Genomic DNA, 23,843 nt, shown 5'->3' with positions numbered 1-23,843 from the left:
CTGTTGATGGGTAAAATAGCCGCATTTTTCGTATTCCATGATGCGCGGCCTGCTGCCGCGCTTACCTAAGAAGAATTGATTATGACGTTGTCTCCTTATCTGCAAGAGGTGGCCAAACGCCGCACTTTTGCCATTATCTCGCACCCGGATGCCGGTAAAACGACCATCACCGAGAAGGTGTTGCTGTTCGGACAGGCGATCCAGACCGCGGGTACCGTTAAAGGCCGTGGCTCCAGCCAGCATGCTAAATCCGACTGGATGGAGATGGAAAAGCAGCGTGGTATTTCGATTACCACCTCCGTGATGCAGTTCCCGTATCACGACTGCCTGGTGAACCTGCTGGATACCCCGGGGCACGAAGACTTCTCCGAAGATACCTACCGTACGCTGACGGCGGTGGACTGCTGCCTGATGGTGATCGACGCCGCGAAAGGTGTTGAAGATCGTACCCGCAAGCTGATGGAAGTCACCCGTCTGCGCGATACGCCGATCCTCACCTTTATGAACAAACTCGACCGTGACATCCGTGATCCGATGGAGCTGATGGATGAAGTGGAAAACGAGCTGAAGATTGCCTGCGCGCCAATCACCTGGCCGATTGGCTGCGGCAAGCTGTTCAAAGGGGTTTACCACCTCTATAAAGACGAAACCTACCTGTACCAGACCGGTAAGGGCCACACCATTCAGGAAGTCCGCATTGTGAAAGGTCTGGACAACCCGGAGCTGGACGCCGCTGTCGGTGAAGAGCTGGCCGCCCAGCTGCGCGATGAGCTGGAGCTGGTTAAAGGCGCGTCGCATGAGTTCGACAGAGAGCTGTTCCTGAGCGGTGAAATTACCCCGGTCTTCTTCGGTACCGCACTCGGCAACTTCGGCGTTGACCATATGCTCGACGGTCTGGTTGAGTGGGCCCCGCAGCCGATGCCGCGTAAAACCGACACCCGCGAAGTAGAAGCGAAGGAAGAGAAGTTCTCCGGCTTCGTCTTTAAAATTCAGGCCAACATGGACCCGAAACACCGCGACCGCGTCGCCTTTATGCGCGTGGTTTCCGGTAAGTACGAAAAGGGCATGAAGCTGCGTCAGGTCCGTATCGGTAAAGACGTAGTGATATCCGACGCGCTGACCTTCATGGCGGGCGACCGTTCGCATGTAGAAGAAGCCTATCCGGGTGACATCATTGGTTTACACAACCACGGTACCATTCAGATTGGCGATACCTTCACGCAAGGCGAAATGATGAAGTTCACCGGTATCCCTAACTTCGCGCCAGAACTGTTCCGCCGCATTCGCCTGCGCGATCCGCTGAAGCAGAAGCAGCTGCTGAAAGGCCTGGTCCAGCTTTCCGAAGAGGGCGCGGTACAGGTGTTCCGCCCAATCGCCAATAACGATCTGATCGTGGGCGCGGTGGGTGTGCTCCAGTTCGACGTGGTGGTTGCCCGTCTTAAGAGCGAGTACAACGTGGAAGCGATTTACGAATCGGTGAACGTGGCGACCGCCCGCTGGGTTGAATGTTCAGACGTGAAGAAATTCGAAGAATTTAAACGTAAGAACGAAGTTCAGCTGGCGCTGGACGGTGGCGATAACCTGACCTATATCGCCCCAACCATGGTAAACCTGAACCTGACGCAGGAACGTTACCCTGATGTTCAGTTCCGCAAAACGCGCGAGCATTAATTTCCTTTCAGAGCACGGCAGCCGCCGTGCTCTTCTTTAATTCCTGTGTTATTAAACCCTTGCGGAATGTTCTTAATTCACCGCAATTTTTCGCTATTCGTTCGTTTTTTCCCCAATTCTGAATGCACCCCTCTGATTGTGATCTATATTTAACTCAGTGTTTAGCACCGGGTGTGGATGAATTAACTGTTCAATGCATGTCCATTGGTTCTCCATTTTGCCCCGGTGTTAATTCGCAATATATAAAACCAAGATTAGGGAAGTATGTCGCCCAAATAATGGGCAAAACACAGGAATAAATCGATGAATATGACAAGACTGAAGATTTCTAAAACTCTGCTGGCCGTAACGTTGGGTAGTGTCCTGGTAAGCGGTTCTGCTCTGGCGGAAACCAGCACCATGGATAAAGCGCAAAATTCCGCCAATACCGCAGGGGAAAAAATCGATAGCTCTATGAATAAAGTCGGTAATTTCATGGATGACAGCTCAATCACAGCAAAAGTGAAAGCCGCACTGGTGGATCACGAATCCATCAAGAGCACCGATATTTCTGTTAAAACCGACAACAAGGTTGTCACCCTGAGCGGTTTCGTTGAAAGCCAGACCCAGGCTGAAGAAGCCGTTAAAGTGGCAAAAGGCGTTGAGGGCGTAAGCTCCGTCAGCGACAAATTGCACGTACGTGACAGCAAAGAATCGTCGGTGAAGGGCTATGCCGGAGATGCAGCAACTACCAGCGAAATCAAAGCTAAACTGTTAGCTGACGACATCGTGCCATCCCGTATGGTGAAAGTTGAAACCACCGATGGTGTGGTCCAGCTGTCCGGTACGGTTGAGAATCAGGCACAAAGCGATCGTGCCGAGTCAATTGCGAAAGCTATTGATGGTGTGAAAAGCGTCAAAAACGATCTGAAAACGAAGTAAAGCAGTACCATTCGCCCGTCAGGCTGAAAACCGCGGGCGAAATAAAAACGATTCTGAAAAAGCCGGTGAGTGACCTGAGCGCTCACGTTTAGCGGCCGACATTAACTATGGTAAAGGAGAGGCTTATGTTTCGTTGGGGCATTATATTTCTGGTTATCGCGTTAATTGCCGCCGCATTGGGCTTTGGTGGACTGGCGGGTACCGCGGCATGGGCAGCGAAAATTGTCTTCGTCGTCGGTATTATTCTGTTCCTGGTCAGCCTGTTTACGGGTCGACGTCGCCCGTAGCAAACGCAATATTTATTAAACAAACTCAAGCCAGTCCTCGTGACTGGCTTTTTCTCGTTTGAGAACCACCGGGGAAGTGCGTTACTGTGTCTCATCAAAATAATGAAAACAGGAAGGCAGAGGTGGGGCAACGAATTCCCGTTACGCTCGGCAATATTGCGCCGCTGACGTTAAAACCGTTTCATGCAGGCCAGCTTGCGCTGGTCTGTGAAGGGGGCGGGCAGCGCGGTATTTTCACCGCCGGCGTGCTCGACGAATTTATGCGCGCGCAATTCAACCCGTTCGATCTCTATTTCGGCACCTCTGCCGGGGCGCAGAACCTCTCCGCCTATGTCTGCAACCAGCCCGGCTATGCGCGCAAAGTGATTATGCGCTACACCACCTCGAAAGAATTCTTCAATCCGGTACGCTTCGTGCGCGGCGGGAACCTGATCGATCTCGACTGGTTACTGGATGCCACCTCCAGCCAGATGCCGCTGGCCATGGATACTGCGTCACGTCTGTTCGATACCGGCAAAGAGTTCTGGATGTGCGCCAGCCGTGGCGATGACTATTCGCCGGGTTACTTTTCGCCGCAGAAAGAGAACTGGCTGGATATCATCCGCGCGTCCAGCGCGATCCCGGGATTCTACCGCACCGGCGCCCTGCTGGAGGGGATAAGCTATCTTGACGGCGGTATCAGCGACGCGGTGCCGGTACAGGAGGCGGCGCGGCGCGGGGCAAAAACCATTGTGGTGATCCGCACGGTGCCTTCGCAGATGTATTACACCCCACAGTGGTTTAAGCGGATGGAACGCTGGCTGGGCGACAGCAGCCTGCAACCGCTGGTGAATATCGCGAAGCAGCATGAAACCACCTACGGCGCGATGCAGCGTTTTATTGAAAAACCACCGGGCAAGCTGCGCATCTTTGAAATTTATCCGCCTAAGCCGCTGTTGAGCATGGCGCTGGGCAGTCGGCTGCCTGCGTTGCGTATGGATTACAAAACGGGGCGGCTGTGCGGGCGTTACTTCCTGGCGACCGTCGGGAAAATGCTGGCGGAGCAACCGCCTCTTCATCGGCATAAAAGCATCATTTTGCCGCCTGCCGTTGTGGCCAATGACGCGGTGGCGATGCCGCTGGTGGACGCGCCGCAGGCCAACGATGGCTTACTCGATAACGAGGATCTGGCGTGACGCACTGCTTTATCGATACCCATTGCCACTTTGATTTCCCGCCGTTTAGCGGGGAGGAAACATCAAGTATTGCGCGCGCGGCTGAGGCCGGTGTGAGAGCCATTATTGTGCCCGCTATTGAAGCGGCGAGATTCGACAAAGTTCTGGCGCTTGCCCGGGAGCACGATGCGCTGTATGCCGCGCTGGGTCTGCATCCGATCGTTATTGAGCACCATCTTGATGACCATCTCGACAGGCTGGATGCCACGCTGCAAAATGCGGATACGAAGCTGGTTGCCATCGGTGAGATCGGCCTCGATCTCTATCGTGAAGATCCGCAGTTTGAGCGCCAGCAGACGATCCTGGATGCGCAGCTCCGGCTGGCAAAGCGCCACGATCTGCCGGTGATCCTCCACTCCAGACGTACCCATGACAAACTGGCGATGCACCTGAAGCGTATCGACGTGCCGCGCAGGGGCGTGGTCCATGGTTTCGCTGGAAGCCTTCAGCAGGCGCAGCGTTTTATTGAGCTGGGCTATAAGATTGGCGTCGGTGGCACCATTACCTATCCGCGTGCCAGCAAAACCCGTGATGTGATGGCGCAGCTCCCGCTGACCTCGCTCCTGCTGGAAACGGATGCGCCTGACATGCCGCTGAATGGTTTTCAGGGCCAGCCCAACCGCCCGGAGCAGGCGGCACGCGTTTTTGATGTGCTGTGTGAGCTGCGTCAGGAGCCTGAAGATGTGATTGCCAGCGCGCTGCTGGAAAACACCCGCGCGGTCTTCGGCATCACGCTATAAATAAAGGGCCGGGCGGATCACCGTGATCTGCTGCCGTTCCAGGGCCTGCGCCAGCGGCTCGATGTCCTCCGGCGTGGCGCTCCGCCATCGCGCCGCCTCCCCGTAAACCCCATGAGCATGAAACGCGTTGATCCGCACAGGAACGTTCCCCAACGCGTGGATAAAAGCGGTCAGCGATGGCAGATGGTGCAGATAATCACACCGAGCGGGGATCACCAGCAGGCGCAGCTCCGTCAGGCGATGACGATCGGCCAGCCAGCGGATGCTCTGCTTGATCTGCGTGTTTTCGCGCCCGGTCAGAAAACGGTGATGTTCATTGCCCCAGGCTTTCAGATCCACCATCGCGCCGTCAAACACCGGTAACAGCTTTTGCCAGCCGGTTTCGCTTAACAGGCCGTTGCTGTCCACCAGGCACGTCAGATGGCGCAGGGACGGATCGGCTTTGATCGCGGTGAACAGCGCAACCAAAAACGGCAGCTGCGTGGTGGCCTCACCCCCGCTGACGGTCACGCCCTCAATAAACGGCGCGGACGTGCGAACCCGGGAGAGGATCTCCTCGACGCTATAGCGCTGCGCCATCGGCGTCGCCTGCTGCTGACACAGGTGCAGACAGGTGTCGCACTGCTGACAGTGACTCTCCTGCCACCAGACGCGCCCGGCCTGAATTGCCAGCGCATCATGAGGACAGTGGGGAACACAGTCGCCGCAGTCGTTGCAGCGCCCTATCGTCCACGGGTTGTGGCAGGTTTTGCAGCGCAGGTTACAGCCCTGGAGGAACAACGCCAGGCGGCTGCCCGGCCCGTCCACGCAGGAGAAGGGTATGACCTGACTAACTAAAGCGCATCTGCTGTTCATGGCTTATCACGCGCGGCTGACGTTCCAGAATACGGGTATTGCGCGCGGCCTCCTCGCCGAGCCAGGTGGTGTTGGTGCGCGAGCCGGCCTCCCGGTATTTCTCCAGATCGGAGAGCCGCACCATATACCCGGTGACGCGCACCAGGTCGTTTCCGGCTACATTCGCGGTGAACTCACGCATACCGGCGTTGAACGCCCCCAGGCACAGCTGCACCACAGCCTGAGGATTGCGTTTAACCGTTTCCTCCAGGGTGAGAATATCGCTGATCCCCGAATGATAGTGTTTATGATGCGGCGCCACGGCCAGCAGGTGGCTGACAGGGTCCGGTTCGTCGCCGTACGGCAGACGCGCGCCCGGCGTGGTGCCAGAATCGGAACTGATCCCAGACTGGGCATGCAGCATCGCGCGGTGCTGCCAGCCGTGTTTCACCGGCGTGTTTTCAACAAACGCCGCAAGCTGTTCACTGATGCGGTAGCCCAGCGCATTGGCCTGTTCGTTCTTACCGTAACGTCCCGTAATGCCTGCTTTCTCGCACAGCACATTCACCGCTTCGGCCAGACCGTACATGCCAAACATCGGCACAAAGCGATCGGCATCAATCAGCCCCTCTTTCACCAGGAAGCTATTCTCAAAGAAACCGGATTGTTCATATAGAAAATCGCAGCGCGCATTGATGATCGCGATTTGTTGCTGGCAGTAGTGGGGAAGGGTACGGGTGAAAAAGTCTTCCGGTGAGCGGCTGTGTTCCGCGATCGCTTTCAGGTTAAGGCGCACCAGCGTGCTGCCGCCGCCCGCCAGCGGCAGGGAGTTGTAACAGCTCACCACGCCATAGCGACCTTTTGTGAAAATTTTATCATTCACCGGGCCATTAGAAATATGCGGTTTACTACATTCACAAATGTTTTCCGCCACGCTCAGCAGCAGATCGCCGGGGGTTACATCCGGGTCGTAGATAAAGGTCAGGTTCGGCGCAACCTGCTTCAGTTCGGCATCCGCGCGAAGGATGGCTCGGGTGACAGGCGTATCCGCCGGGCCGATATTGGCATGCATAAACGCATCGGGCAGGGTTCTGTCCAGGTAACGCCAGAAACGTTTTATTCGGCTATCGATTTCATCCTGTGTTAGAATTTTAACATAGGGGCTGAGTATCTCATCGAGCTGGCCCAGATAGACCGGCATTGATGTGACGGACGGAACATGGTGATAAAGGATAGTGAGCAGCGAGAGGGCATCATCCAGATCTTTAGCCCCTTCCAGCTCCAGCCATTCTGAGCCGTTAGCCAGAAATTTAGCGTAGTCCGGCAGCACGTAGCGCGGTTTGTAAGGCGCATGGCCTTCGAACATGTCGCAGATGAATCCCTCGTCCAGCGCGGCCCGGGCCGCCTCTGGCAGAGCGGGATAGGGCTGATTGTTCTCCGCTTCCAGCGCCAGAAAATGACGTTTTTGTTCCGGGGTTAACACCGGGCTGGTCACAATGTGCTGGCAACGTTGTTGCAGGGCGTCGGGCATGTTCACTTCCTTGGTTGTTCTGCGGATGGTGAACGAATTGTAGGAAGCCAGCCTGGTGGCGCTTTTGATCAGACAGGGGATATCGCCGATTTAGTCAGCAATTAACGCACTAAAATTTGAAGAAGATCTCATTACAGTAATGCAAATTTGCACACAGTTTTCATTAACTGTGATGAATGTCGAAGTGTGGATGCGGGTGAATGTTAGAATACTCACAGACCCGCAAGGTAAAATTTATACGGCACTGCCGTTGGAGAATGTTATGACCGATTTAACTGCAAGCAGCCTGCGCGCGTTGAAACTGATGGACCTGACCACCCTGAACGATGACGACACCAATGAAAAAGTCATCGCCCTGTGCCATCAGGCGAAAACGCCAGTGGGTAACACCGCCGCCGTCTGTATCTACCCGCGCTTTATCCCGATTGCCCGCAAAACGCTGAAAGAGCAGGGCACGCCGGACGTGCGCATTGCCACCGTAACTAACTTCCCGCACGGCAATGACGATATCGAGATCGCGCTGGCAGAAACCCGCGCGGCGATTGCGTACGGCGCGGACGAAGTTGACGTGGTATTCCCGTACCGCGCGCTGATCGCCGGCAACGAGCAGGTCGGTTTTGACCTGGTGAAAGCCTGTAAAGACGCGTGTGCGGCGGCAAACGTGCTGCTTAAAGTGATCATCGAAACCGGCGAGCTGAAAGAAGAGGCGTTGATTCGTAAGGCGTCTGAAATCTCCATCAAAGCGGGCGCGGATTTCATTAAAACCTCTACCGGTAAAGTGCCGGTCAACGCTACTCCGGAAAGCGCACGCATCATGATGGAAGTCATCCGTGATATGGGCGTGTCCAAAACCGTTGGCTTCAAACCGGCGGGCGGCGTGCGTACCGCGGAAGACGCGCAGCAGTTCCTGGCGATTGCCGACGAGCTGTTCGGCGCCGACTGGGCTGATTCCCGCCACTACCGCTTCGGCGCGTCCAGCCTGCTGGCCAGCTTGCTGAAAGCGCTGGGTCACGGTGACGGTAAGAGCGCAAGCAGCTACTAAGTTGAATTGCCGGGTGGCGCTACGCTAACCCGGCCTACAGGATCGTAGGGCGGGTCAACATATCCGCCGCCATTCACCCGATTCCGCATGGAGGTTACCGTGTTTCTCGCACAAGAAATTATTCGTAAAAAACGTGATGGTCATGCATTAAGCGACGAAGAAATCCGCTTTTTTATCAATGGCATTCGTGATAACACCATCTCTGAAGGGCAGATTGCGGCTCTGGCGATGACCATTTTCTTCCACGATATGTCGATGCCTGAGCGCGTGTCGCTGACCATGGCGATGCGAGATTCAGGAACCGTTCTGGACTGGAAAAGCCTCAACCTTAACGGCCCGATTGTGGACAAACACTCCACCGGCGGCGTGGGCGACGTGACCTCCCTGATGCTTGGCCCGATGGTGGCAGCCTGTGGCGGTTACATCCCGATGATTTCCGGGCGCGGCCTGGGTCATACCGGCGGTACGCTCGACAAACTGGAAGCCATTCCGGGCTTCGATATCTTCCCGGATGACAACCGCTTCCGCGACATTATTAAAGACGTTGGCGTGGCGATTATCGGCCAGACCAGCTCTCTTGCTCCGGCTGACAAGCGTTTCTACGCGACGCGTGACATTACCGCGACCGTAGACTCCATCCCGCTGATCACCGCCTCTATCCTTGCCAAAAAACTGGCGGAAGGTCTGGATGCGCTGGTGATGGATGTGAAAGTGGGCAGCGGCGCGTTTATGCCAACCTATGAACTCTCTGAGGCGCTGGCCGAAGCGATCGTTGGCGTCTCCAACGGCGCGGGCGTGCGCACCACTGCACTGCTGACGGACATGAACCAGGTGCTAGCCTCCAGCGCCGGTAACGCGGTTGAAGTCCGTGAGGCCGTGCAGTTCCTCACAGGCGAATACCGTAACCCGCGCCTGTTCGATGTCACCACGGCGCTGTGCGTTGAGATGTTAATCTCCGGCAAGCTGGCCAAAGACGACGCGGAAGCCCGCGCGAAGCTTCAGGCGGTGCTGGACAACGGCAAAGCGGCGGAGATCTTTGGTCGGATGGTGGCGGCGCAGAAAGGCCCGACCGACTTCGTGGAAAACTACGCGAAATACCTGCCCACCGCGATGCTCAGCAAAGCGGTCTATGCGGACAGCGAAGGCTTTGTCTCGGCTATGGATACCCGCGCGCTCGGCATGGCTGTTGTGTCTATGGGCGGCGGTCGTCGTCAGGCATCGGACACCATTGATTACAGCGTCGGCTTTACCGATATGGCCCGTCTGGGCGACAGCGTTGACGGCCAACGTCCGCTGGCGGTGATCCACGCGAAAGATGAAGCCAGCTGGCAGGACGCGGCGAAAGCGGTGAAGGCGGCAATATCTCTTGACGATAAAGCACCGGAAACCACACCGACGGTCTATCGTCGTATCACTGAATAGCGGTATACTGATCTGATCGCATTTTTATGAAGCACTAAGTACGGAGAACAATTATGAAACGTGCATTTATTATGGTGCTGGACTCATTCGGCATCGGCGCAACCGAAGATGCAGAACGATTTGGTGACGTGGGTTCCGATACCCTGGGTCACATCGCGGAAGCCTGTGCAAAAGGCGAAGCGGACAACGGTCGTAAAGGCCCTCTGAACCTGCCAAACCTGACCCGTCTGGGGCTGGTAAAAGCGCATGAAGGCTCTACCGGTAAGATCGCAGCCGGTATGGACGGTAACGCGGAAGTGGTGGGCGCCTACGCGTGGGCGCACGAGCTCTCTTCCGGGAAAGATACTCCGTCCGGCCACTGGGAAATTGCCGGCGTGCCGGTGCTGTTTGACTGGGGTTACTTTTCCGATCACGAGAACAGCTTCCCGCAGGAGCTGCTCGATAAGCTGGTGAAGCGCGCCAACCTGCCGGGCTACCTCGGCAACTGCCACTCTTCCGGTACCGTGATTCTGGATCAGCTCGGCGAAGAGCATATGAAAACCGGCAAGCCGATTTTCTATACCTCTGCTGACTCCGTGTTCCAGATCGCCTGCCATGAAGAGACGTTTGGCCTGGATAAACTGTACGAGCTGTGCGAGATCGCCCGTGAAGAGCTGACCGAAGGCGGCTACAACATTGGCCGCGTTATCGCGCGTCCGTTTATCGGCGACAAAGCGGGTAACTTCCAGCGTACCGGCAACCGTCACGATCTGGCCGTGGAGCCACCGGCGCCGACCGTGCTGCAAAAACTCGTCGACGAGAAAGACGGCCACGTGGTTTCCGTGGGTAAAATCGCGGACATTTACGCCAACTGCGGCATTACCAAAAAGGTCAAAGCGACCGGTCTGGATGCGCTGTTCGACGCCACCATCAAAGAGATGAAAGAAGCGGGCGATAAGACCATTGTCTTCACCAACTTCGTGGACTTCGACTCCTCCTGGGGCCACCGTCGCGACGTCGCCGGGTATGCTGCGGGTCTGGAGCTGTTTGACCGCCGTCTGCCAGAGCTGATGGAGCTGGTGGGGGAAGATGACATTCTGATCCTGACCGCTGACCATGGCTGTGACCCGACCTGGACCGGTACCGACCACACCCGTGAGCACATTCCGGTGCTGGTGTACGGCCCGAAAGTCAAACCGGGCTCGCTGGGTCACCGTGAGACCTTCGCGGACATCGGCCAGACGATTGCGAAATACTTTGGTACGTCTGACATGGAATATGGCAAGGCTATGTTCTAAACGGATTGGGTGCGGCCTGATGCCCTCACCCCGGCCCTCTCCCACCGGGAGAGGGAGAAACAGAATGTAGGCCGGGTAAGGCGTAGCCGCCACCCGGCAAAAACAACAATGTAAAAGGAACTGAAGATGGCAACTCCTCACATTAATGCAGAAATGGGTGATTTCGCTGACGTCGTATTGATGCCGGGCGACCCGCTGCGCGCGAAGCACATTGCAGAAACCTTCCTCGAAGACGTGCGTGAAGTGAACAACGTGCGCGGCATGCTGGGCTTCACCGGCACCTATAAAGGCCGCAAAATCTCCGTGATGGGTCACGGCATGGGTATCCCATCCTGCTCCATCTACACCAAAGAGCTGATCACCGATTTCGGCGTGAAGAAAATCATCCGTGTCGGCTCCTGCGGCGCAGTGCGCATGGACGTTAAGCTGCGTGACGTGGTGATCGGCATGGGCGCGTGCACCGACTCTAAAGTCAACCGCATTCGCTTTAAAGATCATGATTTTGCAGCCATCGCTGACTTTGACATGGTGCGTAACGCGGTTGACGCGGCAAAAGCGCTGGGCGTTGACGCGCGCGTGGGCAACCTGTTCTCTGCCGATCTGTTCTACTCGCCAGAAGGCGACATGTTCGACGTGATGGAAAAATACGGCATTCTGGGCGTGGAAATGGAAGCGGCCGGTATCTACGGCGTGGCGGCTGAATTCGGTGCGAAAGCGCTGACCATCTGCACCGTGTCTGACCACATCCGTACCCACGAGCAGACTACCGCTGCCGAGCGTCAGACCACCTTCAACGACATGATCAAAATCGCGCTGGAATCCGTTCTGCTCGGCGATAAAGAGTAATACCTGTTGTGCCGGGTGGCGGCTTCGCCTGACCCGGCCAGCGGTTTTCCAGGCCCGCTAAGCAGAGCGCCAGCGGGCTTTTTTATTAGCGTACTGCCTGCGCAATCCACGCCGATAACTCCCGCAACTCTTGTTCCTGTTCCGGAAAATCAACACGTAACGCGTCACACTCCTGTTGCAGCATATCTGCCCGATAGAGACAGCCCTGCAAACGTGCAGCCAGCGCTTCTAACGGTGCCGGATTAAGACTATCCGTAAATACCTGAGTACGAGAGATATGGCCTTTCTCGACGTCAAAGTGCAGCTCAACGCCGCCCCAGGTAAATCGCTCATCCAGCAGGTGTGAAAACGCCGGTGCCTGACCGAAATTCCACTCCCAGCTGCTCTGGCGGGCGAAGGTTTCCGCGAAGTTTGGCAGATCCGGGGTTTTATCCGGAGAAATCACCTCGGCTTCTACGCGTTCACCGTAATGCCTGAAAAAGGCCTCGCGGATCGCATCGCAAATGCGTTCATGGGTAATCCCCGGCAGGAGCTCCACCAGATTCGCCACGCGACCGCGCACGGAGGTAATTCCCTTAGCCTGGAGCTTTTTCTTGTCCGGATTCAGATAGTTTGCCAGACGGCTCAGATCGGCATTCAGCAATAATGTGCCGTGGTGGAATCCGCGATCCATCGTTTCGCGGTAGGCTGAGCCTGACACTTTCCGGTCGCCTTCAGGCGTTTTCACGACCAGATCGTTACGTCCCGAGGCTTCAGCCGTCACGCCGAGTGAATTGAGCGCGTTAAGCACAATGGAGGTCGAGATGGTTTTGTCGTATTCCGGCTTGCCCGCCATAAAGGTAAAGCAGGTGTTGCCCAGATCGTGAAACACCGCACCGCCGCCGCTGCTGCGGCGCGCCAGGCGGACGTTGTCCTCTTCCATACGGCGGGTGTTACACTCTTTCCACGGATTTTGCGCGCGACCAATAACGACCGTATCGGCGTTGCGCCAGAGAAACAGGACGCGCTGGGTGGCAGGCATCTGGCGGAAGATGCACTCTTCCACCGCCAGGTTAAACCAGGGATCGTAAGAGTCAGAGATTAGCAGGCGTAACGTCGACATGGCAGAGTTCCTTTTCCGAATCATCCGCCTACTTTATCACTATTCTTTCTTCTCGCTCTCTTCCTCTTCGGGAACCGACTTGCTGGCGGTTAACAGGAACGGCGACTGCTGCCAGCGGGTGCGTTTGCCCTGGAGCAGCGTGCGCGCCAGTACCACGCCAATCGCCAGCGAGAGCAGCAGCATCAGGCGCAAAATATTGGTGGTGTTATCCACCTGTTTGGCTTCGGTTGGCAGGGTGTGGGTGTCGAGTGTCAGACGTAAATAGCCGAGCGGACCATTCTTGCCCTGAATGGGTTCGACGATTTGTTGGTTGAAATAACCCCCGGCTTTTTTGCCATCCAGCGCCAGCCTGTCGCGCACGTCGACATGCTCACCCGCGCGGGCAATCAGGTCGCCCTGTTCATCGTACACGCCCGCATCCAGAATGCGGCTGTTTTCCGTAAGCTGGCGCAATACCTGGGCTATTCGCTTATCATCCGGCGTTTCGGTGCGCATAGACGGCGCAACGTTGAGCGTCACCTGGCGCGCCAGCGTCCGGGCCAGTTCCTCAAACTGCGGGTTACGCTGTCGTTGGTGATTCTGGCTAAACCAGGATGCCCCCTGCATCAGCGCCACTAATAGTGCGAGACAGATCAGGACAATCACGGCGCGATGAAGCCGGAATTTCAGTTTTGCGCGAGCCATATTCCACCTGCTTAAAATTTACGGCTTAATGTTGCCAGAAGTGATGGTTACAGGGTAGCCTCATGCGTTATTTTCCCTCTGGAACCTTCCGGCGCGAACGAAATTACAGGAGCTTCAATGCCGAACATTACCTGGTGCGACCTGCCAACGGATGTCTCTTTATGGCCAGGATTGCCGCTCTCTTTAAGTGGCGATGAGGTGATGCCTCTCGATTACCACGCTGGCCGTAGCGGCTGGCTGCTGTACGGACGCGGCCTGGATAAGCAACGCCTCACCCAGTATCAAACCAAACTGGGCGCAGCGATGGTCATCGTTGCGGCCTGGTGCGTGGAAGATTATCAGGTTATTCGCCTGGCGGGTTCCCTGACGCAGCGCGCCACGCGTCTGGCGCACGACGCCGGGCTGGACGTTGCCCCCCTCGGCAAAATTCCGCACCTGAAAACGCCCGGCCTGCTGGTAATGGACATGGACTCCACCGCCATTCAGATCGAATGTATTGACGAGATTGCTAAACTGGCGGGCAGCGGCGAGCTGGTGGCGGAAGTCACCGAGCGCGCGATGCGCGGCGAGCTGGATTTCACCGCCAGCCTGAGACAGCGCGTGGCGACCCTGAAGGGGGCCGATGCTAACATTTTGCGTCAGGTGCGCGATGAACTGCCCCTGATGCCTGGGCTGACGCAGCTGGTGCTCAAGCTGGAGACGCTCGGCTGGAAAGTGGCGATTGCCTCCGGCGGGTTCACCTTCTTTGCCGACTACCTGCGTGACAAGCTGCGTCTGACCACCGTGGTGGCAAACGAGCTGGAGATCATGGACGGCAAACTCACCGGACAGGTCATCGGCGACATCGTGGACGCGCAGTACAAAGCCAATACGCTGACGCGTCTGGCGGAGAAATATGCCATTCCGGTCGAGCAGACCGTCGCCATCGGCGATGGCGCGAACGATCTGCCGATGATCAAAGTTGCCGGGCTGGGTATTGCCTACCATGCCAAGCCGAAAGTGAATGAAAAGACGGAAGTCACTATCCGTCATGCTGATCTGATGGGGGTGTTCTGCATTCTCTCCGGCAGCATTAATCAAAAATAGCGGCCTGCTTTTGTAGGCCGGGTAAGCGTCAGCGCCACCCGGCGCGCAGACCGCACAGAAATAACGAGGTAAACCGTGGCGAAAGCTCCAAAACGCGCATTTGTCTGTAATGAATGTGGTGCGGATTATCCGCGCTGGCAGGGGCAATGCAGCGCCTGTCATGCCTGGAACACCATCACCGAAGTGCGTGGTGTGGCGGCTTCGCCGAGCGTGGCCCGCAATGAACGGCTGAGCGGCTATGCGGGCAATGCAGGCGTGTCGAAGGTACAAAAACTTTCGGATATCAGCCTGGAAGCGCTGCCGCGCTTTTCCACCGGATTCAAAGAATTTGACCGCGTGCTCGGCGGTGGCGTAGTGCCGGGCAGCGCCATTCTGATCGGCGGTAACCCGGGCGCGGGTAAATCGACCCTGCTGCTGCAAACGCTCTGCAAGCTAGCCGAACAGATGAAAACCCTGTACGTCACGGGGGAAGAATCACTTCAGCAGGTGGCGATGCGCGCGCACCGCCTCGGCCTGCCGACCGGCAATCTGAATATGCTTTCGGAAACCAGCATCGAGCAGATCTGCATGATCGCCGAAGAAGAGCAGCCGAAGCTGATGGTGATTGACTCCATTCAGGTGATGCATATGGCTGACATTCAGTCGTCACCGGGAAGCGTGGCGCAGGTGCGTGAAACCGCGGCCTACCTGACGCGCTTTGCCAAAACGCGCGGCGTGGCGATTGTAATGGTTGGTCATGTGACCAAAGACGGCTCGCTGGCGGGACCGAAAGTGCTTGAACACTGTATCGACTGCTCGGTGATGCTCGATGGCGATGCGGATTCCCGTTTTCGTACCCTGCGCAGCCATAAAAACCGCTTTGGCGCGGTGAATGAGCTGGGCGTGTTTGCCATGACCGAGCAGGGGCTTCGCGAAGTCAGCAACCCGTCGGCCATCTTCCTGAGCCGTGGCGACGAGATCACGTCCGGTAGTTCGGTGATGGTGCTGTGGGAGGGGACGCGTCCGCTGCTGGTTGAAATTCAGGCGCTGGTGGATCAATCGATGATGGGCAACCCGCGGCGCGTGGCGGTCGGTCTGGAACAGAACCGCCTGGCGATCCTGCTGGCGGTGCTGCACCGTCACGGCGGTCTGCAAATGGCGGATCAGGATGTGTTCGTCAACGTGGTTGGTGGGGTGAAGGTTACGGAAACCAGCGCGGACCTGGCGCTGCTGCTGGCAATGGTCTCCAGCCTGCGCGACAGACCGTTGCCGCAGGATCTGGTGGTATTTGGTGAGGTAGGGTTGGCCGGCGAGATCCGCCCGGTGCCGAGCGGTCAGGAGCGTATCTCCGAAGCGGCAAAACATGGCTTCCGCCGCGCGATTGTTCCGGCCGCCAACGTGCCGAAAAAAATTCCGGAAGGGATGCAGGTTTTTGGCGTTAAAAAACTTGCAGATGCGTTAAATGTCTTTGACGACTTATAATTACGTATTCGATTTTGCAGGAGGCACCGTAATTTATGTCATCATTTGACTACATCAAGACCGCTATCCGCCAGAAGGGCTGCACGTTGCAGCAGGTGGCGGACGCCAGCGGCATGACCAAGGGCTACCTGAGCCAACTGCTGAACGCCAAAATCAAAAGCCCCAGCGCGCAGAAGCTGGAAGCGCTGCACCGTTTTCTGGGGCTTGAATTTCCGCGGATGCAAAAGAACATTGGCGTGGTGTTCGGTAAGTTCTACCCGCTGCATACCGGGCATATCTATCTGATCCAGCGCGCCTGTAGCCAGGTCGACGAACTGCATATCATCATGGGTTATGATGAAACCCGCGATCGCCAGCTGTTTGAAGACAGCGCCATGTCGCAGCAGCCCACCGTGCCGGACCGCCTGCGCTGGCTGCTTCAGACCTTTAAATATCAGAAAAATATTCGTATTCATGCCTTTAACGAAGAGGGCATGGAGCCGTATCCGCACGGCTGGGACGTGTGGAGCAACGGCGTCAAAGCGTTTATGGAAGAGAAGGGCATTGCGCCTAACTGGATCTACACCTCTGAAGAGTCCGACGCGCCGCAGTTCCGCGAGCATCTGGGCATCGAGACGGTGCTGATCGATCCTAAACGCACCTTCATGAACATCAGTGGGGCGCAGATCCGCGAGAACCCGTTCCGTTACTGGGACTACATCCCGACCGAGGTGAAGCCGTTCTTCGTGCGTACGGTGGCGATCCTCGGCGGCGAGTCGAGCGGGAAATCGACGCTGGTAAATAAGCTGGCGAACATCTTCAATACCACCAGTGCGTGGGAGTATGGTCGCGATTACGTCTTCTCACACCTTGGCGGCGACGAGATGGCGTTGCAGTATTCCGACTACGATAAAATCGCGCTCGGCCATGCCCAGTACATTGATTTTGCGGTGAAATACGCCAATAAAGTCGCCTTTATTGATACCGATTTCGTCACCACGCAGGCGTTCTGCAAAAAGTACGAAGGGCGCGAGCACCCGTTTGTGCAGGCGCTGATTGACGAATACCGCTTTGACCTGGTGATCCTGCTGGAAAACAATACCCCGTGGGTGGCCGACGGCATGCGCAGCCTGGGCAGCTCGGTGGACAGGCGGGAGTTCCAGACCATGCTGGTAGAGATGCTTAACGAGAACAACGTTGAGTTTGTACATGTGGAAGAGTCGGACTACGATTCCCGCTTCCTGCGCTGCGTCGAGCTGGTGAAGGAGATGATGGGGGAGCAGGGTTAATAACTTCCCCTCTCCCACCAGGAGAGGGGGCTTTAATCGCCCTCTCCCTTTGGGAGAGGGCCGGGGTGAGGGAATCAGTCCACACTCAATACTCAACCACCACCTTCCCACGCATATGCCCCTCCAGCACCCTGCGGTGCGCTTCGGTAATGCTTTCCACGCTTAGCCCGTGCAGCGTTTCGCTGAGCGAGCTTTCCACCACGCCGTTATCCACCAGCTTCGCCACCTCATCTAAAATCTCACCCTGACGCGCCATATCCGTGGTCTGGTACATGCTACGGGTGTACATAAATTCCCAGTGCAGGGCGGCAGATTTGGACTTCAGCTTGTCCTGGTTCAGCGGATGCGCGTTTTCAACGATGGAACAAATGTCTCCCTGAGGGGCAATCAGATCGCTGACCGCATCCCAGTGCCCGTCGGTATCGTTGAGGATAAAAATGTAATCCACAAAGGTGAGCCCCTGTTTCGCCAGTTCTCCCTTCAGGTCGTGGTAATTTACAACAATGTCAGCCCCGCGATCGCGACACCACCGGGCGGAATCTTCTCGTGAAGCGGTTGCGACGATCTTCACCTTGCTGTTGTGCTTCGCAAACGGGATCGCCAGCGATCCGACTCCACCCGCGCCGCCAATTATCAGCAGCGTTTTATCTGCGTCGGCATCCTGAATCTTCAGCCGTTCAAACAGGCCTTCCCACGCGGTGAGCGCCGTCAGCGGCAGTGCTGCCGAGGCGGCCCAGTCAAGGCTTGCAGGCTTGTGCCCGACAATGCGCGCATCGATCAGCTGGTGCGTGGTATTACTGCCCGGACGGGTGATATCCCCCGCGTACCACACTTCGTCACCCGGTTTGAATCCGGTGACGCCAGCCCCAACGGCTTGTACGATACCGCTGGCATCCCACCCGAGAATGCGCGGCTCCTTCAGTCCGCTTTTGGCAATGCCTGCATGTACCTTGGTGTCCACCGGGTTTACGGAGACGGCTTTTACCTCCACCAGCAGATCGTGTTCACCGGGCTGCGGCATCGGCGGAGTGATTTCAACGAAGGTGGACGGATTTTCCGGGTTAACGGCAATGGCTTTCACTGACATGGTGTGCTCCTCAATGGCATGCGTTTTGTTGAGGCTAGTCTATTAAGTGGTCAGCTGCATGATAAGATGGACAATCAAGAACTCAGCGTTCGTACAGGGTGAACAATCATGTTTAAACAGCTTCAGGATATGGCGCTTTTTGCGCTGGTGGCCGAGATGGGCAGCTTTACCGCGGCGGCGCAGAAGGCGGAACTACCGAAATCCAGCGTCAGCCAGCGGATTAGCCAGCTGGAGCAACAGGTGGGGATCCGTCTGTTGAATCGCACCACGCGCAGAATAAGCCTGACGTTTGCGGGCGAACACTATCTGGTGCACTGTCGCGAGATGCTGGCGGCCAGCGAGCGCGCGGAGTATGCCATTCAGCGGCTGCGCGAAAACCCCAGCGGGCGGCTGCGGATCACCTGTCCGGCGGGAATTGGCGCGACGCTGCTGGCGCATATGAATGCCGAGTTCCAGCTTCGCTATCCGGACGTGTCGCTGGATGTGTCGATCTCAGACGACGTGGTGGATCTGGTCGAGTCTGGCTTTGACGTGGCGCTGCGCACCGGCAAACCGCAGGATTCTTCCCTGATTGGCCGCATGATTGGGCACTGTCCGCGCTACATGCTGGCCTCGCCCCACTACCTGGCGCGTCGGGCGCCGTTAATCCATCCCCGACAGCTGGTGGAGCACCGCTGCATTACGCACCGGGCATGGTCGGAGTGGCTTCTGCGAAGCGAGAGTGAGGATTATCGGTATCTGCCGGATAACGCCCATATGACCGATAACCTGGTGTACGCCCGGGAATGCGCCATTGCCGGGGCGGGGATCACGCTGTTACCCGCATTCCTGCTGGAAGATAAGATCGAAAAGGGCGCGCTGGTGAAGGTGCTGTCGGCGTGGAGCGTTGAGGGAAACGATCTCTGGCTGGCCTACCCGAGCCGTAAGCTCAATTCGCCTGCGCTGATGAGCTATATCGACTTTGCGATGCAGTTTGATGAGGTGAAGCGGTATTACGTGGGCAAATAAAAAAGCCGGGTGGCGGCTTCGCCTTACCCGGCCTACACACTGTGCGGCCTGATGCCCTCACCCTGGCCCTCTCCCACGGGGAGAGGGTACAAACATAAAAAACGGCAACCGAAGTTGCCGTTTTGCTTTTATTTCGCAATACGCTTGTACTTAATACGCTTCGGCTCCAGCGCGTCTGCGCCCAGCGTGCGTTTCTTGTACTCTTCGTATTCGGTGAAGTTACCTTCGAAGAACTCCACCTTACCTTCGTCCTGGTAGTCCAGGATGTGGGTTGCGATGCGGTCCAGGAACCAGCGGTCGTGCGAGATAACCATCGCGCAGCCCGGGAACTCCAGCAGGGCGTTTTCCAGCGCGCGCAGGGTTTCGATGTCCAGGTCGTTGGTAGGTTCATCAAGCAGCAGAACGTTGCCGCCAACCTGGAGCAGCTTCGCCAGGTGCAGACGACCGCGCTCACCGCCGGACAGCTCGCCCACGCGTTTGCCCTGGTCAGTGCCCTTAAAGTTAAAGCGGCCAACGTAAGCGCGGCTTGGCATCTCGGTGTTGCCGATACGCATGATATCCAGACCGCCGGAGACCTCTTCCCACACGGTTTTGCTGTTATCCATCGCGTCACGGAACTGGTCAACGGAGGCCAGCTTCACGGTTTCACCCAGGGTGATAGAGCCGCTGTCAGGCTGTTCCTGACCGGACATCATGCGGAACAGGGTTGATTTACCCGCGCCGTTCGGACCGATGATGCCAACGATAGCGCCTTTCGGCACGGAGAAGGTCAGGTCGTCGATCAGCAGACGGTCGCCGTAGGACTTACGCAGGTTGGTCACTTCAACCACTTTATCCCCCAGACGTGCGCCAGGTGGAATAAACAGTTCGTTGGTTTCGTTACGTTTCTGGTATTCAGTGTTGTTCAGCTCTTCGAAGCGTGCCAGACGGGCTTTGCCCTTAGACTGACGGCCTTTCGCGCCCTGACGCACCCACTCCAGCTCTTTCTCAATAGACTTACGACGAGCCGCTTCCTGAGAAGCTTCCTGCGCCAGACGCTGATCTTTCTGCTCCAGCCAGGAGGAGTAGTTGCCTTCCCAAGGAATACCTTCGCCGCGGTCCAGCTCCAGGATCCAGCCTGCGACGTTGTCGAGGAAGTAACGGTCGTGGGTAATCGCCACAACGGTGCCTTCGAAGTCGTGCAGGAAGCGCTCCAGCCACGCCACGGATTCCGCATCCAGGTGGTTAGTCGGTTCGTCGAGCAGCAGCATGTCTGGTTTTTCCAGCAGCAGGCGGCACAGCGCCACGCGGCGGCGTTCACCACCGGACAGGTTAGCGATTTTCGCATCCCAGTCCGGCAGACGCAGGGCATCGGCCGCGCGCTCCAGCTGCACGTTCAGGTTGTGACCGTCGTGCGCCTGGATAATCTCTTCATACTTGCCCTGTTGTGCAGCAAGTTTGTCGAAGTCCGCATCCGGTTCGGCGTATTTGGCATACACTTCATCCAGACCTTTCAGCGCGTTAACCACTTCGGACACCGCTTCTTCAACGGATTCGCGAACGGTGTGTTCCGGGTTCAGCTGAGGTTCCTGCGGCAGGTAGCCGATCTTAATGCCTGGCTGCGGACGGGCTTCACCTTCGATGTCTGTATCGATGCCGGCCATGATGCGCAGCAGGGTGGACTTACCGGCACCGTTGAGACCCAGAACACCGATTTTTGCGCCCGGGAAGAAGCTCAGCGAGATATTTTTAAGAATATGACGTTTCGGCGGGACAACTTTGCCGACACGATGCATGGTATAAACGAATTGAGCCACGTTGGACTTCGCCTCTTTTATCGTGATGAGAATGAATTTCAGCCTCGAAGTGTAGCCTTTTTCACGCCCTAATCCCAGCCAGGAACGTCGGGAGTGTTAAAACGCGCAAGAAAGGTAAAAAAGTGTCCATGACGTGGCGCGTTGTGGGATGCCTGGTTAGCATAAGTTGATGTAACTTTGACGTGGCAAGACGCTGCAACTGACGAAAAACAATGAGGAAGAGCTTGTGGAAAAAGCCAAACGGGTGGTCTGGCGTCTGCTGGCTGCCAGCGTATGCGTAATGGCGGTAAGCCAGGCGGTGCATGCCGATTCACTGGATGAACAACGTAACCGCTATGCCCAGATTAAACAGGCATGGGACAACAAGCAGATGGATACCGTGCAGGCGCTGATGCCGACGCTGAAGGATTATCCGCTGTATCCGTATCTTGAGTATCGTCAGATCACGGACGATCTCATGAATCAACCGACCGTCACCGTGAATAACTTCATTCAGGCGAACCCGACCCTGCCGCCTGCGCGCACCCTGAAGTCCCGGTTTGTGAACGAGCTGGCCCGTCGCGAAGACTGGCGCGGCCTGCTGGCTTTCAGCCCGGATAAACCGGGCGCGACGGAAGCGCAGTGTAATTACTATTATGCGAAATGGGCGACCGGTCAGCAGGAGGAAGCCTGGACCGGCGCGAAAGAGCTGTGGCTGACGGGCAAAAGCCAGCCAAACGCCTGTGACCCGCTGTTCAGCGCCTGGCGCGCCTCGGGCAAGCAGGATCCGCTCTCTTACCTGGAACGTATTCGCCTGGCGATGAAGGCCGGAAACACCCGGCTGGTCACCGTGCTGGCGGGCCAGATGCCCGCAGATTATCAGACCATTGCGTCTGCCGTTATCAGTCTTGCAAACGATCCCAATACCGTGCTGACGTTTGCGCGTACTACCGGCGCGACCGATTTTACCCGCCAGATGGCGGCGGTGGCCTTTGCCAGCGTGGCGCGTGATGATGTGGAAAACGCCCGGCTGATGATCCCGCAGCTGGTGCAGGCCCAGCAGCTTAATGACGATCAAACTCAGGAGCTGCGCGATATCGTGGCATGGCGACTGATGGGGACAGATGTCACCGACGAACAGGCGCGCTGGCGTGATGATGCGGTGATGCGTTCAAACTCTGTCTCGCTGGTGGAGCGTCGCGTGCGCATGGCGCTGGGAACGGGCGATCGTCGTGGCCTCAATACCTGGCTGGCGCGTCTGCCGATGGATGCCAAAGAGAAAGATGAATGGCGTTACTGGCAGGCGGACATGCTGCTGGAACGTGGTCGTGAAGATGAAGCCAAAGAGATCCTCCACTCCCTGATGCAGCAGCGCGGATTCTACCCGATGGCGGCGGCGCAGCGTCTGGGCGAGGAGTACACGCTTAAGATCGACAAAGCGCCCGCCAACGCGAACCCGGCGCTGACGCAGGGGCCGGAGATGGCGCGCGTGCGCGAGCTGATGTACTGGAATCTGGATAATACCGCGCGCAGCGAGTGGGCGAATCTGGTCACCAGCCGTACCACCGATGAGAAAGCGCAGCTTGCCCGCTATGCATTTGATAATCGCTGGTGGGATCTGAGCGTGCAGGCGACGATCGCCGGCAAACTGTGGGATCATCTCGAAGAGCGTTTCCCGCTGGCTTATAAGGATCTGTTCGATCGCTACACCAGCGGCAAAGATATTCCGCAAAGCTACGCGATGGCCATTGCCCGTCAGGAGAGCGCCTGGAACCCGAAAGTGCGTTCTCCGGTGGGTGCCAGCGGCCTGATGCAGATTATGCCGGGTACCGCGACGCACACGGTGAAGATGTTTAATATTCCAGGCTACAGCAGCCCGTCCCAGCTGCTGGATCCGGAGACTAACATCAACATCGGTACCAGCTACTTGCAGTACGTCTATCAGCAGTTCGGTAATAACCGTATCTTCGCGTCAGCGGCGTACAACGCCGGGCCTGGCCGCGTGCGGACATGGCTTGGCAACAGCGCAGGGCGCATCGACGCCGTGGCGTTTGTCGAGAGCATTCCGTTCTCGGAAACGCGCGGCTATGTGAAGAATGTGCTGGCTTATGACGCCTACTATCGCTACTTCATGGGGCAGAAAGATACCCTGATGAGCGATGCCGAGTGGCAGAGACGTTACTGATCGGCGCGGGTTGTGTTATGCTGTACTCGCTAATGAGTACAAGAGGCAGCATAACATGACCCAGCATTCCCCGTATTCCTCGGCCATGGCCGAACAGCGTCATCAGGAGTGGCTTCGTTTTGTGGAGTTGCTCCGCCAGTCTTACGACAAAGATCTGCATTTACCGTTGCTACAGCTGATGCTGACGCCCGATGAACGCGAAGCGCTGGGCACGCGGGTACGCATTATTGAGGAACTGCTGCGCGGCGAAATGAGCCAGCGCGAGCTGAAAAACGAGCTGGGCGCGGGCATCGCGACCATCACCCGTGGTTCAAACAGCCTGAAGTCGGCGCCGGTTGAACTGCGTCAGTGGCTGGAAGCGGTATTGCTGAAAAACGCCGGATGACGGCTTCGCCTTATCCG

Annotated in this window: 21 protein-coding genes; 15 read left to right on the top strand and 6 right to left on the bottom strand. The window is 57.1% G+C overall.

All coding sequences use genetic code 11. The features are described from left to right. The first annotated feature begins 81 nt into the window (after positions 1 to 81). From prfC to H2Z33_RS04805, 5 genes are all read left to right on the top strand, one after another. A complete protein-coding gene (prfC, locus tag H2Z33_RS04825) occupies positions 82 to 1,671 on the top strand; it encodes a peptide chain release factor 3 (RefSeq protein WP_006810210.1) in 1,590 nt (529 codons plus the stop codon). Positions 1,672 to 1,974: 303 nt separating this feature from the next. Then, on the top strand, positions 1,975 to 2,592 hold the full coding sequence (gene osmY, locus H2Z33_RS04820) for a molecular chaperone OsmY (RefSeq protein WP_015572610.1): 618 nt from the start codon (positions 1,975 to 1,977) through the stop codon (positions 2,590 to 2,592). A gap of 125 nt (positions 2,593 to 2,717) precedes the next feature. Further along, positions 2,718 to 2,879 carry a DUF1328 domain-containing protein gene (locus H2Z33_RS04815; RefSeq protein ID WP_003856556.1) on the top strand — a complete coding sequence of 54 codons (162 nt, stop codon included), beginning with the start codon at positions 2,718 to 2,720 and terminating at the stop codon, positions 2,877 to 2,879. Between the two features lie 122 nt (positions 2,880 to 3,001). Continuing rightward, on the top strand, positions 3,002 to 4,054 hold the full coding sequence (locus tag H2Z33_RS04810; RefSeq protein ID WP_003856550.1) for a patatin family protein: 1,053 nt from the start codon (positions 3,002 to 3,004) through the stop codon (positions 4,052 to 4,054). Beyond that, on the top strand, positions 4,051 to 4,833 hold the full coding sequence (locus H2Z33_RS04805) for a TatD family hydrolase (RefSeq protein WP_032652508.1): 783 nt from the start codon (positions 4,051 to 4,053) through the stop codon (positions 4,831 to 4,833). The genes H2Z33_RS04810 and H2Z33_RS04805 overlap by 4 nt, the downstream gene beginning before the upstream one ends. On the opposite strand, the gene H2Z33_RS04800 is transcribed toward H2Z33_RS04805, so the two are convergent. Together H2Z33_RS04800 and H2Z33_RS04795 are read right to left on the bottom strand one after the other, a co-directional pair. Further along, positions 4,828 to 5,688 carry a YjjW family glycine radical enzyme activase gene (locus tag H2Z33_RS04800; RefSeq protein WP_017694551.1) on the bottom strand — a complete coding sequence of 287 codons (861 nt, stop codon included), beginning with the start codon at positions 5,686 to 5,688 and terminating at the stop codon, positions 4,828 to 4,830. The two genes, H2Z33_RS04805 and H2Z33_RS04800, sit on opposite strands and share 6 nt — an antisense overlap. Next, a complete protein-coding gene (locus H2Z33_RS04795) occupies positions 5,663 to 7,198 on the bottom strand; it encodes a YjjI family glycine radical enzyme (protein WP_063135021.1) in 1,536 nt (511 codons plus the stop codon). Before H2Z33_RS04795 ends, H2Z33_RS04800 begins: the two co-directional genes overlap by 26 nt. A 262-nt stretch (positions 7,199 to 7,460) precedes the next feature. Between H2Z33_RS04795 and deoC the strand changes: the two genes are divergently transcribed. The 4 genes from deoC (at position 7,461) to deoD (ending at position 11,785) form a co-directional block, all read left to right on the top strand. After that, the gene (deoC, locus tag H2Z33_RS04790; protein WP_003856543.1) at positions 7,461 to 8,240 is read left to right on the top strand and encodes a deoxyribose-phosphate aldolase; all 780 of its coding nucleotides are present in this window, start codon (positions 7,461 to 7,463) and stop codon (positions 8,238 to 8,240) included. Positions 8,241 to 8,339: 99 nt separating this feature from the next. After that, positions 8,340 to 9,662 carry a thymidine phosphorylase gene (deoA, locus tag H2Z33_RS04785; protein WP_045350103.1) on the top strand — a complete coding sequence of 441 codons (1,323 nt, stop codon included), beginning with the start codon at positions 8,340 to 8,342 and terminating at the stop codon, positions 9,660 to 9,662. 53 nt (positions 9,663 to 9,715) lie between these two features. After that, positions 9,716 to 10,939, top strand: a complete 1,224-nt coding sequence (deoB, locus tag H2Z33_RS04780; RefSeq protein ID WP_003856540.1) for a phosphopentomutase — start codon at positions 9,716 to 9,718, stop codon at positions 10,937 to 10,939. A 126-nt stretch (positions 10,940 to 11,065) separates the two neighbouring features. Beyond that, on the top strand, positions 11,066 to 11,785 hold the full coding sequence (deoD, locus tag H2Z33_RS04775; protein WP_003856538.1) for a purine-nucleoside phosphorylase: 720 nt from the start codon (positions 11,066 to 11,068) through the stop codon (positions 11,783 to 11,785). An 85-nt stretch (positions 11,786 to 11,870) separates the two neighbouring features. Here deoD and lplA read toward each other — a convergent pair whose 3' ends face one another. Next, a complete protein-coding gene (gene lplA / locus H2Z33_RS04770; protein ID WP_015572614.1) occupies positions 11,871 to 12,887 on the bottom strand; it encodes a lipoate--protein ligase LplA in 1,017 nt (338 codons plus the stop codon). 39 nt (positions 12,888 to 12,926) lie between these two features. Next, the gene (locus H2Z33_RS04765) at positions 12,927 to 13,571 is read right to left on the bottom strand and encodes a YtjB family periplasmic protein (protein WP_015572615.1); all 645 of its coding nucleotides are present in this window, start codon (positions 13,569 to 13,571) and stop codon (positions 12,927 to 12,929) included. A 117-nt stretch (positions 13,572 to 13,688) separates the two neighbouring features. Between H2Z33_RS04765 and serB the strand changes: the two genes are divergently transcribed. From serB to nadR, 3 genes are all read left to right on the top strand, one after another. After that, positions 13,689 to 14,657: a phosphoserine phosphatase gene (gene serB / locus H2Z33_RS04760; protein WP_003856524.1), complete on the top strand. Its 969-nt coding sequence runs from the start codon at positions 13,689 to 13,691 to the stop codon at positions 14,655 to 14,657. A gap of 75 nt (positions 14,658 to 14,732) precedes the next feature. Then, positions 14,733 to 16,118, top strand: a complete 1,386-nt coding sequence (gene radA / locus H2Z33_RS04755; protein ID WP_017383829.1) for a DNA repair protein RadA — start codon at positions 14,733 to 14,735, stop codon at positions 16,116 to 16,118. Between the two features lie 35 nt (positions 16,119 to 16,153). Next, complete coding sequence (gene nadR, locus H2Z33_RS04750; RefSeq protein ID WP_045344445.1) at positions 16,154 to 17,386, top strand: multifunctional transcriptional regulator/nicotinamide-nucleotide adenylyltransferase/ribosylnicotinamide kinase NadR; 1,233 nt, start codon at positions 16,154 to 16,156, stop codon at positions 17,384 to 17,386. Positions 17,387 to 17,471: 85 nt separating this feature from the next. On the opposite strand, the gene H2Z33_RS04745 is transcribed toward nadR, so the two are convergent. Further along, positions 17,472 to 18,473, bottom strand: a complete 1,002-nt coding sequence (locus tag H2Z33_RS04745; protein ID WP_063135022.1) for a zinc-binding alcohol dehydrogenase family protein — start codon at positions 18,471 to 18,473, stop codon at positions 17,472 to 17,474. A 108-nt stretch (positions 18,474 to 18,581) separates the two neighbouring features. Between H2Z33_RS04745 and H2Z33_RS04740 the strand changes: the two genes are divergently transcribed. Next, a complete protein-coding gene (locus H2Z33_RS04740; protein ID WP_045141631.1) occupies positions 18,582 to 19,481 on the top strand; it encodes a LysR family transcriptional regulator in 900 nt (299 codons plus the stop codon). 128 nt (positions 19,482 to 19,609) lie between these two features. Here the strand turns inward: H2Z33_RS04740 and ettA are convergent, their stop codons facing one another. Beyond that, complete coding sequence (gene ettA, locus H2Z33_RS04735; RefSeq protein ID WP_006810191.1) at positions 19,610 to 21,277, bottom strand: energy-dependent translational throttle protein EttA; 1,668 nt, start codon at positions 21,275 to 21,277, stop codon at positions 19,610 to 19,612. A gap of 226 nt (positions 21,278 to 21,503) precedes the next feature. Between ettA and sltY the strand changes: the two genes are divergently transcribed. Then, entirely contained in the window at positions 21,504 to 23,441 is a 1,938-nt protein-coding gene (gene sltY, locus H2Z33_RS04730) for a murein transglycosylase (RefSeq protein WP_017694548.1), read from the top strand. Between the two features lie 55 nt (positions 23,442 to 23,496). Beyond that, positions 23,497 to 23,826 (top strand): trp operon repressor, encoded by a 330-nt coding sequence (trpR, locus tag H2Z33_RS04725; protein WP_003856511.1) that lies wholly within the window; start codon positions 23,497 to 23,499, stop codon positions 23,824 to 23,826. Positions 23,827 to 23,843: the final 17 nt, after the last annotated feature.

It is taken from the genome of Enterobacter sp. YSU (assembly GCF_016082135.1).
Classification (GTDB): Bacteria; Pseudomonadota; Gammaproteobacteria; order Enterobacterales; family Enterobacteriaceae; genus Enterobacter; species Enterobacter hormaechei_C.
The sequence above is the reverse complement of the archived record's forward strand: the minus strand, read 5'-3'. Positions and strand labels throughout refer to the sequence as shown.

What these genes read in the sequence shown, in the direction of transcription:
- prfC (WP_006810210.1), top strand. Translation starts at nt 82, where the DNA reads ATGACGTTGTCTCCTTATCTGCAAGAGGTGGCCAAACGCCGCACTTTT.
- osmY (WP_015572610.1), top strand. Translation starts at nt 1,975, where the DNA reads ATGAATATGACAAGACTGAAGATTTCTAAAACTCTGCTGGCCGTAACG.
- H2Z33_RS04815 (WP_003856556.1), top strand. Translation starts at nt 2,718, where the DNA reads ATGTTTCGTTGGGGCATTATATTTCTGGTTATCGCGTTAATTGCCGCC.
- H2Z33_RS04800 (WP_017694551.1), bottom strand. Translation starts at nt 5,688, where the DNA reads ATGAACAGCAGATGCGCTTTAGTTAGTCAGGTCATACCCTTCTCCTGC.
- H2Z33_RS04795 (WP_063135021.1), bottom strand. Translation starts at nt 7,198, where the DNA reads ATGCCCGACGCCCTGCAACAACGTTGCCAGCACATTGTGACCAGCCCG.
- deoC (WP_003856543.1), top strand. Translation starts at nt 7,461, where the DNA reads ATGACCGATTTAACTGCAAGCAGCCTGCGCGCGTTGAAACTGATGGAC.
- deoB (WP_003856540.1), top strand. Translation starts at nt 9,716, where the DNA reads ATGAAACGTGCATTTATTATGGTGCTGGACTCATTCGGCATCGGCGCA.
- deoD (WP_003856538.1), top strand. Translation starts at nt 11,066, where the DNA reads ATGGCAACTCCTCACATTAATGCAGAAATGGGTGATTTCGCTGACGTC.
- lplA (WP_015572614.1), bottom strand. Translation starts at nt 12,887, where the DNA reads ATGTCGACGTTACGCCTGCTAATCTCTGACTCTTACGATCCCTGGTTT.
- H2Z33_RS04765 (WP_015572615.1), bottom strand. Translation starts at nt 13,571, where the DNA reads ATGGCTCGCGCAAAACTGAAATTCCGGCTTCATCGCGCCGTGATTGTC.
- serB (WP_003856524.1), top strand. Translation starts at nt 13,689, where the DNA reads ATGCCGAACATTACCTGGTGCGACCTGCCAACGGATGTCTCTTTATGG.
- nadR (WP_045344445.1), top strand. Translation starts at nt 16,154, where the DNA reads ATGTCATCATTTGACTACATCAAGACCGCTATCCGCCAGAAGGGCTGC.
- H2Z33_RS04745 (WP_063135022.1), bottom strand. Translation starts at nt 18,473, where the DNA reads ATGTCAGTGAAAGCCATTGCCGTTAACCCGGAAAATCCGTCCACCTTC.
- H2Z33_RS04740 (WP_045141631.1), top strand. Translation starts at nt 18,582, where the DNA reads ATGTTTAAACAGCTTCAGGATATGGCGCTTTTTGCGCTGGTGGCCGAG.
- trpR (WP_003856511.1), top strand. Translation starts at nt 23,497, where the DNA reads ATGACCCAGCATTCCCCGTATTCCTCGGCCATGGCCGAACAGCGTCAT.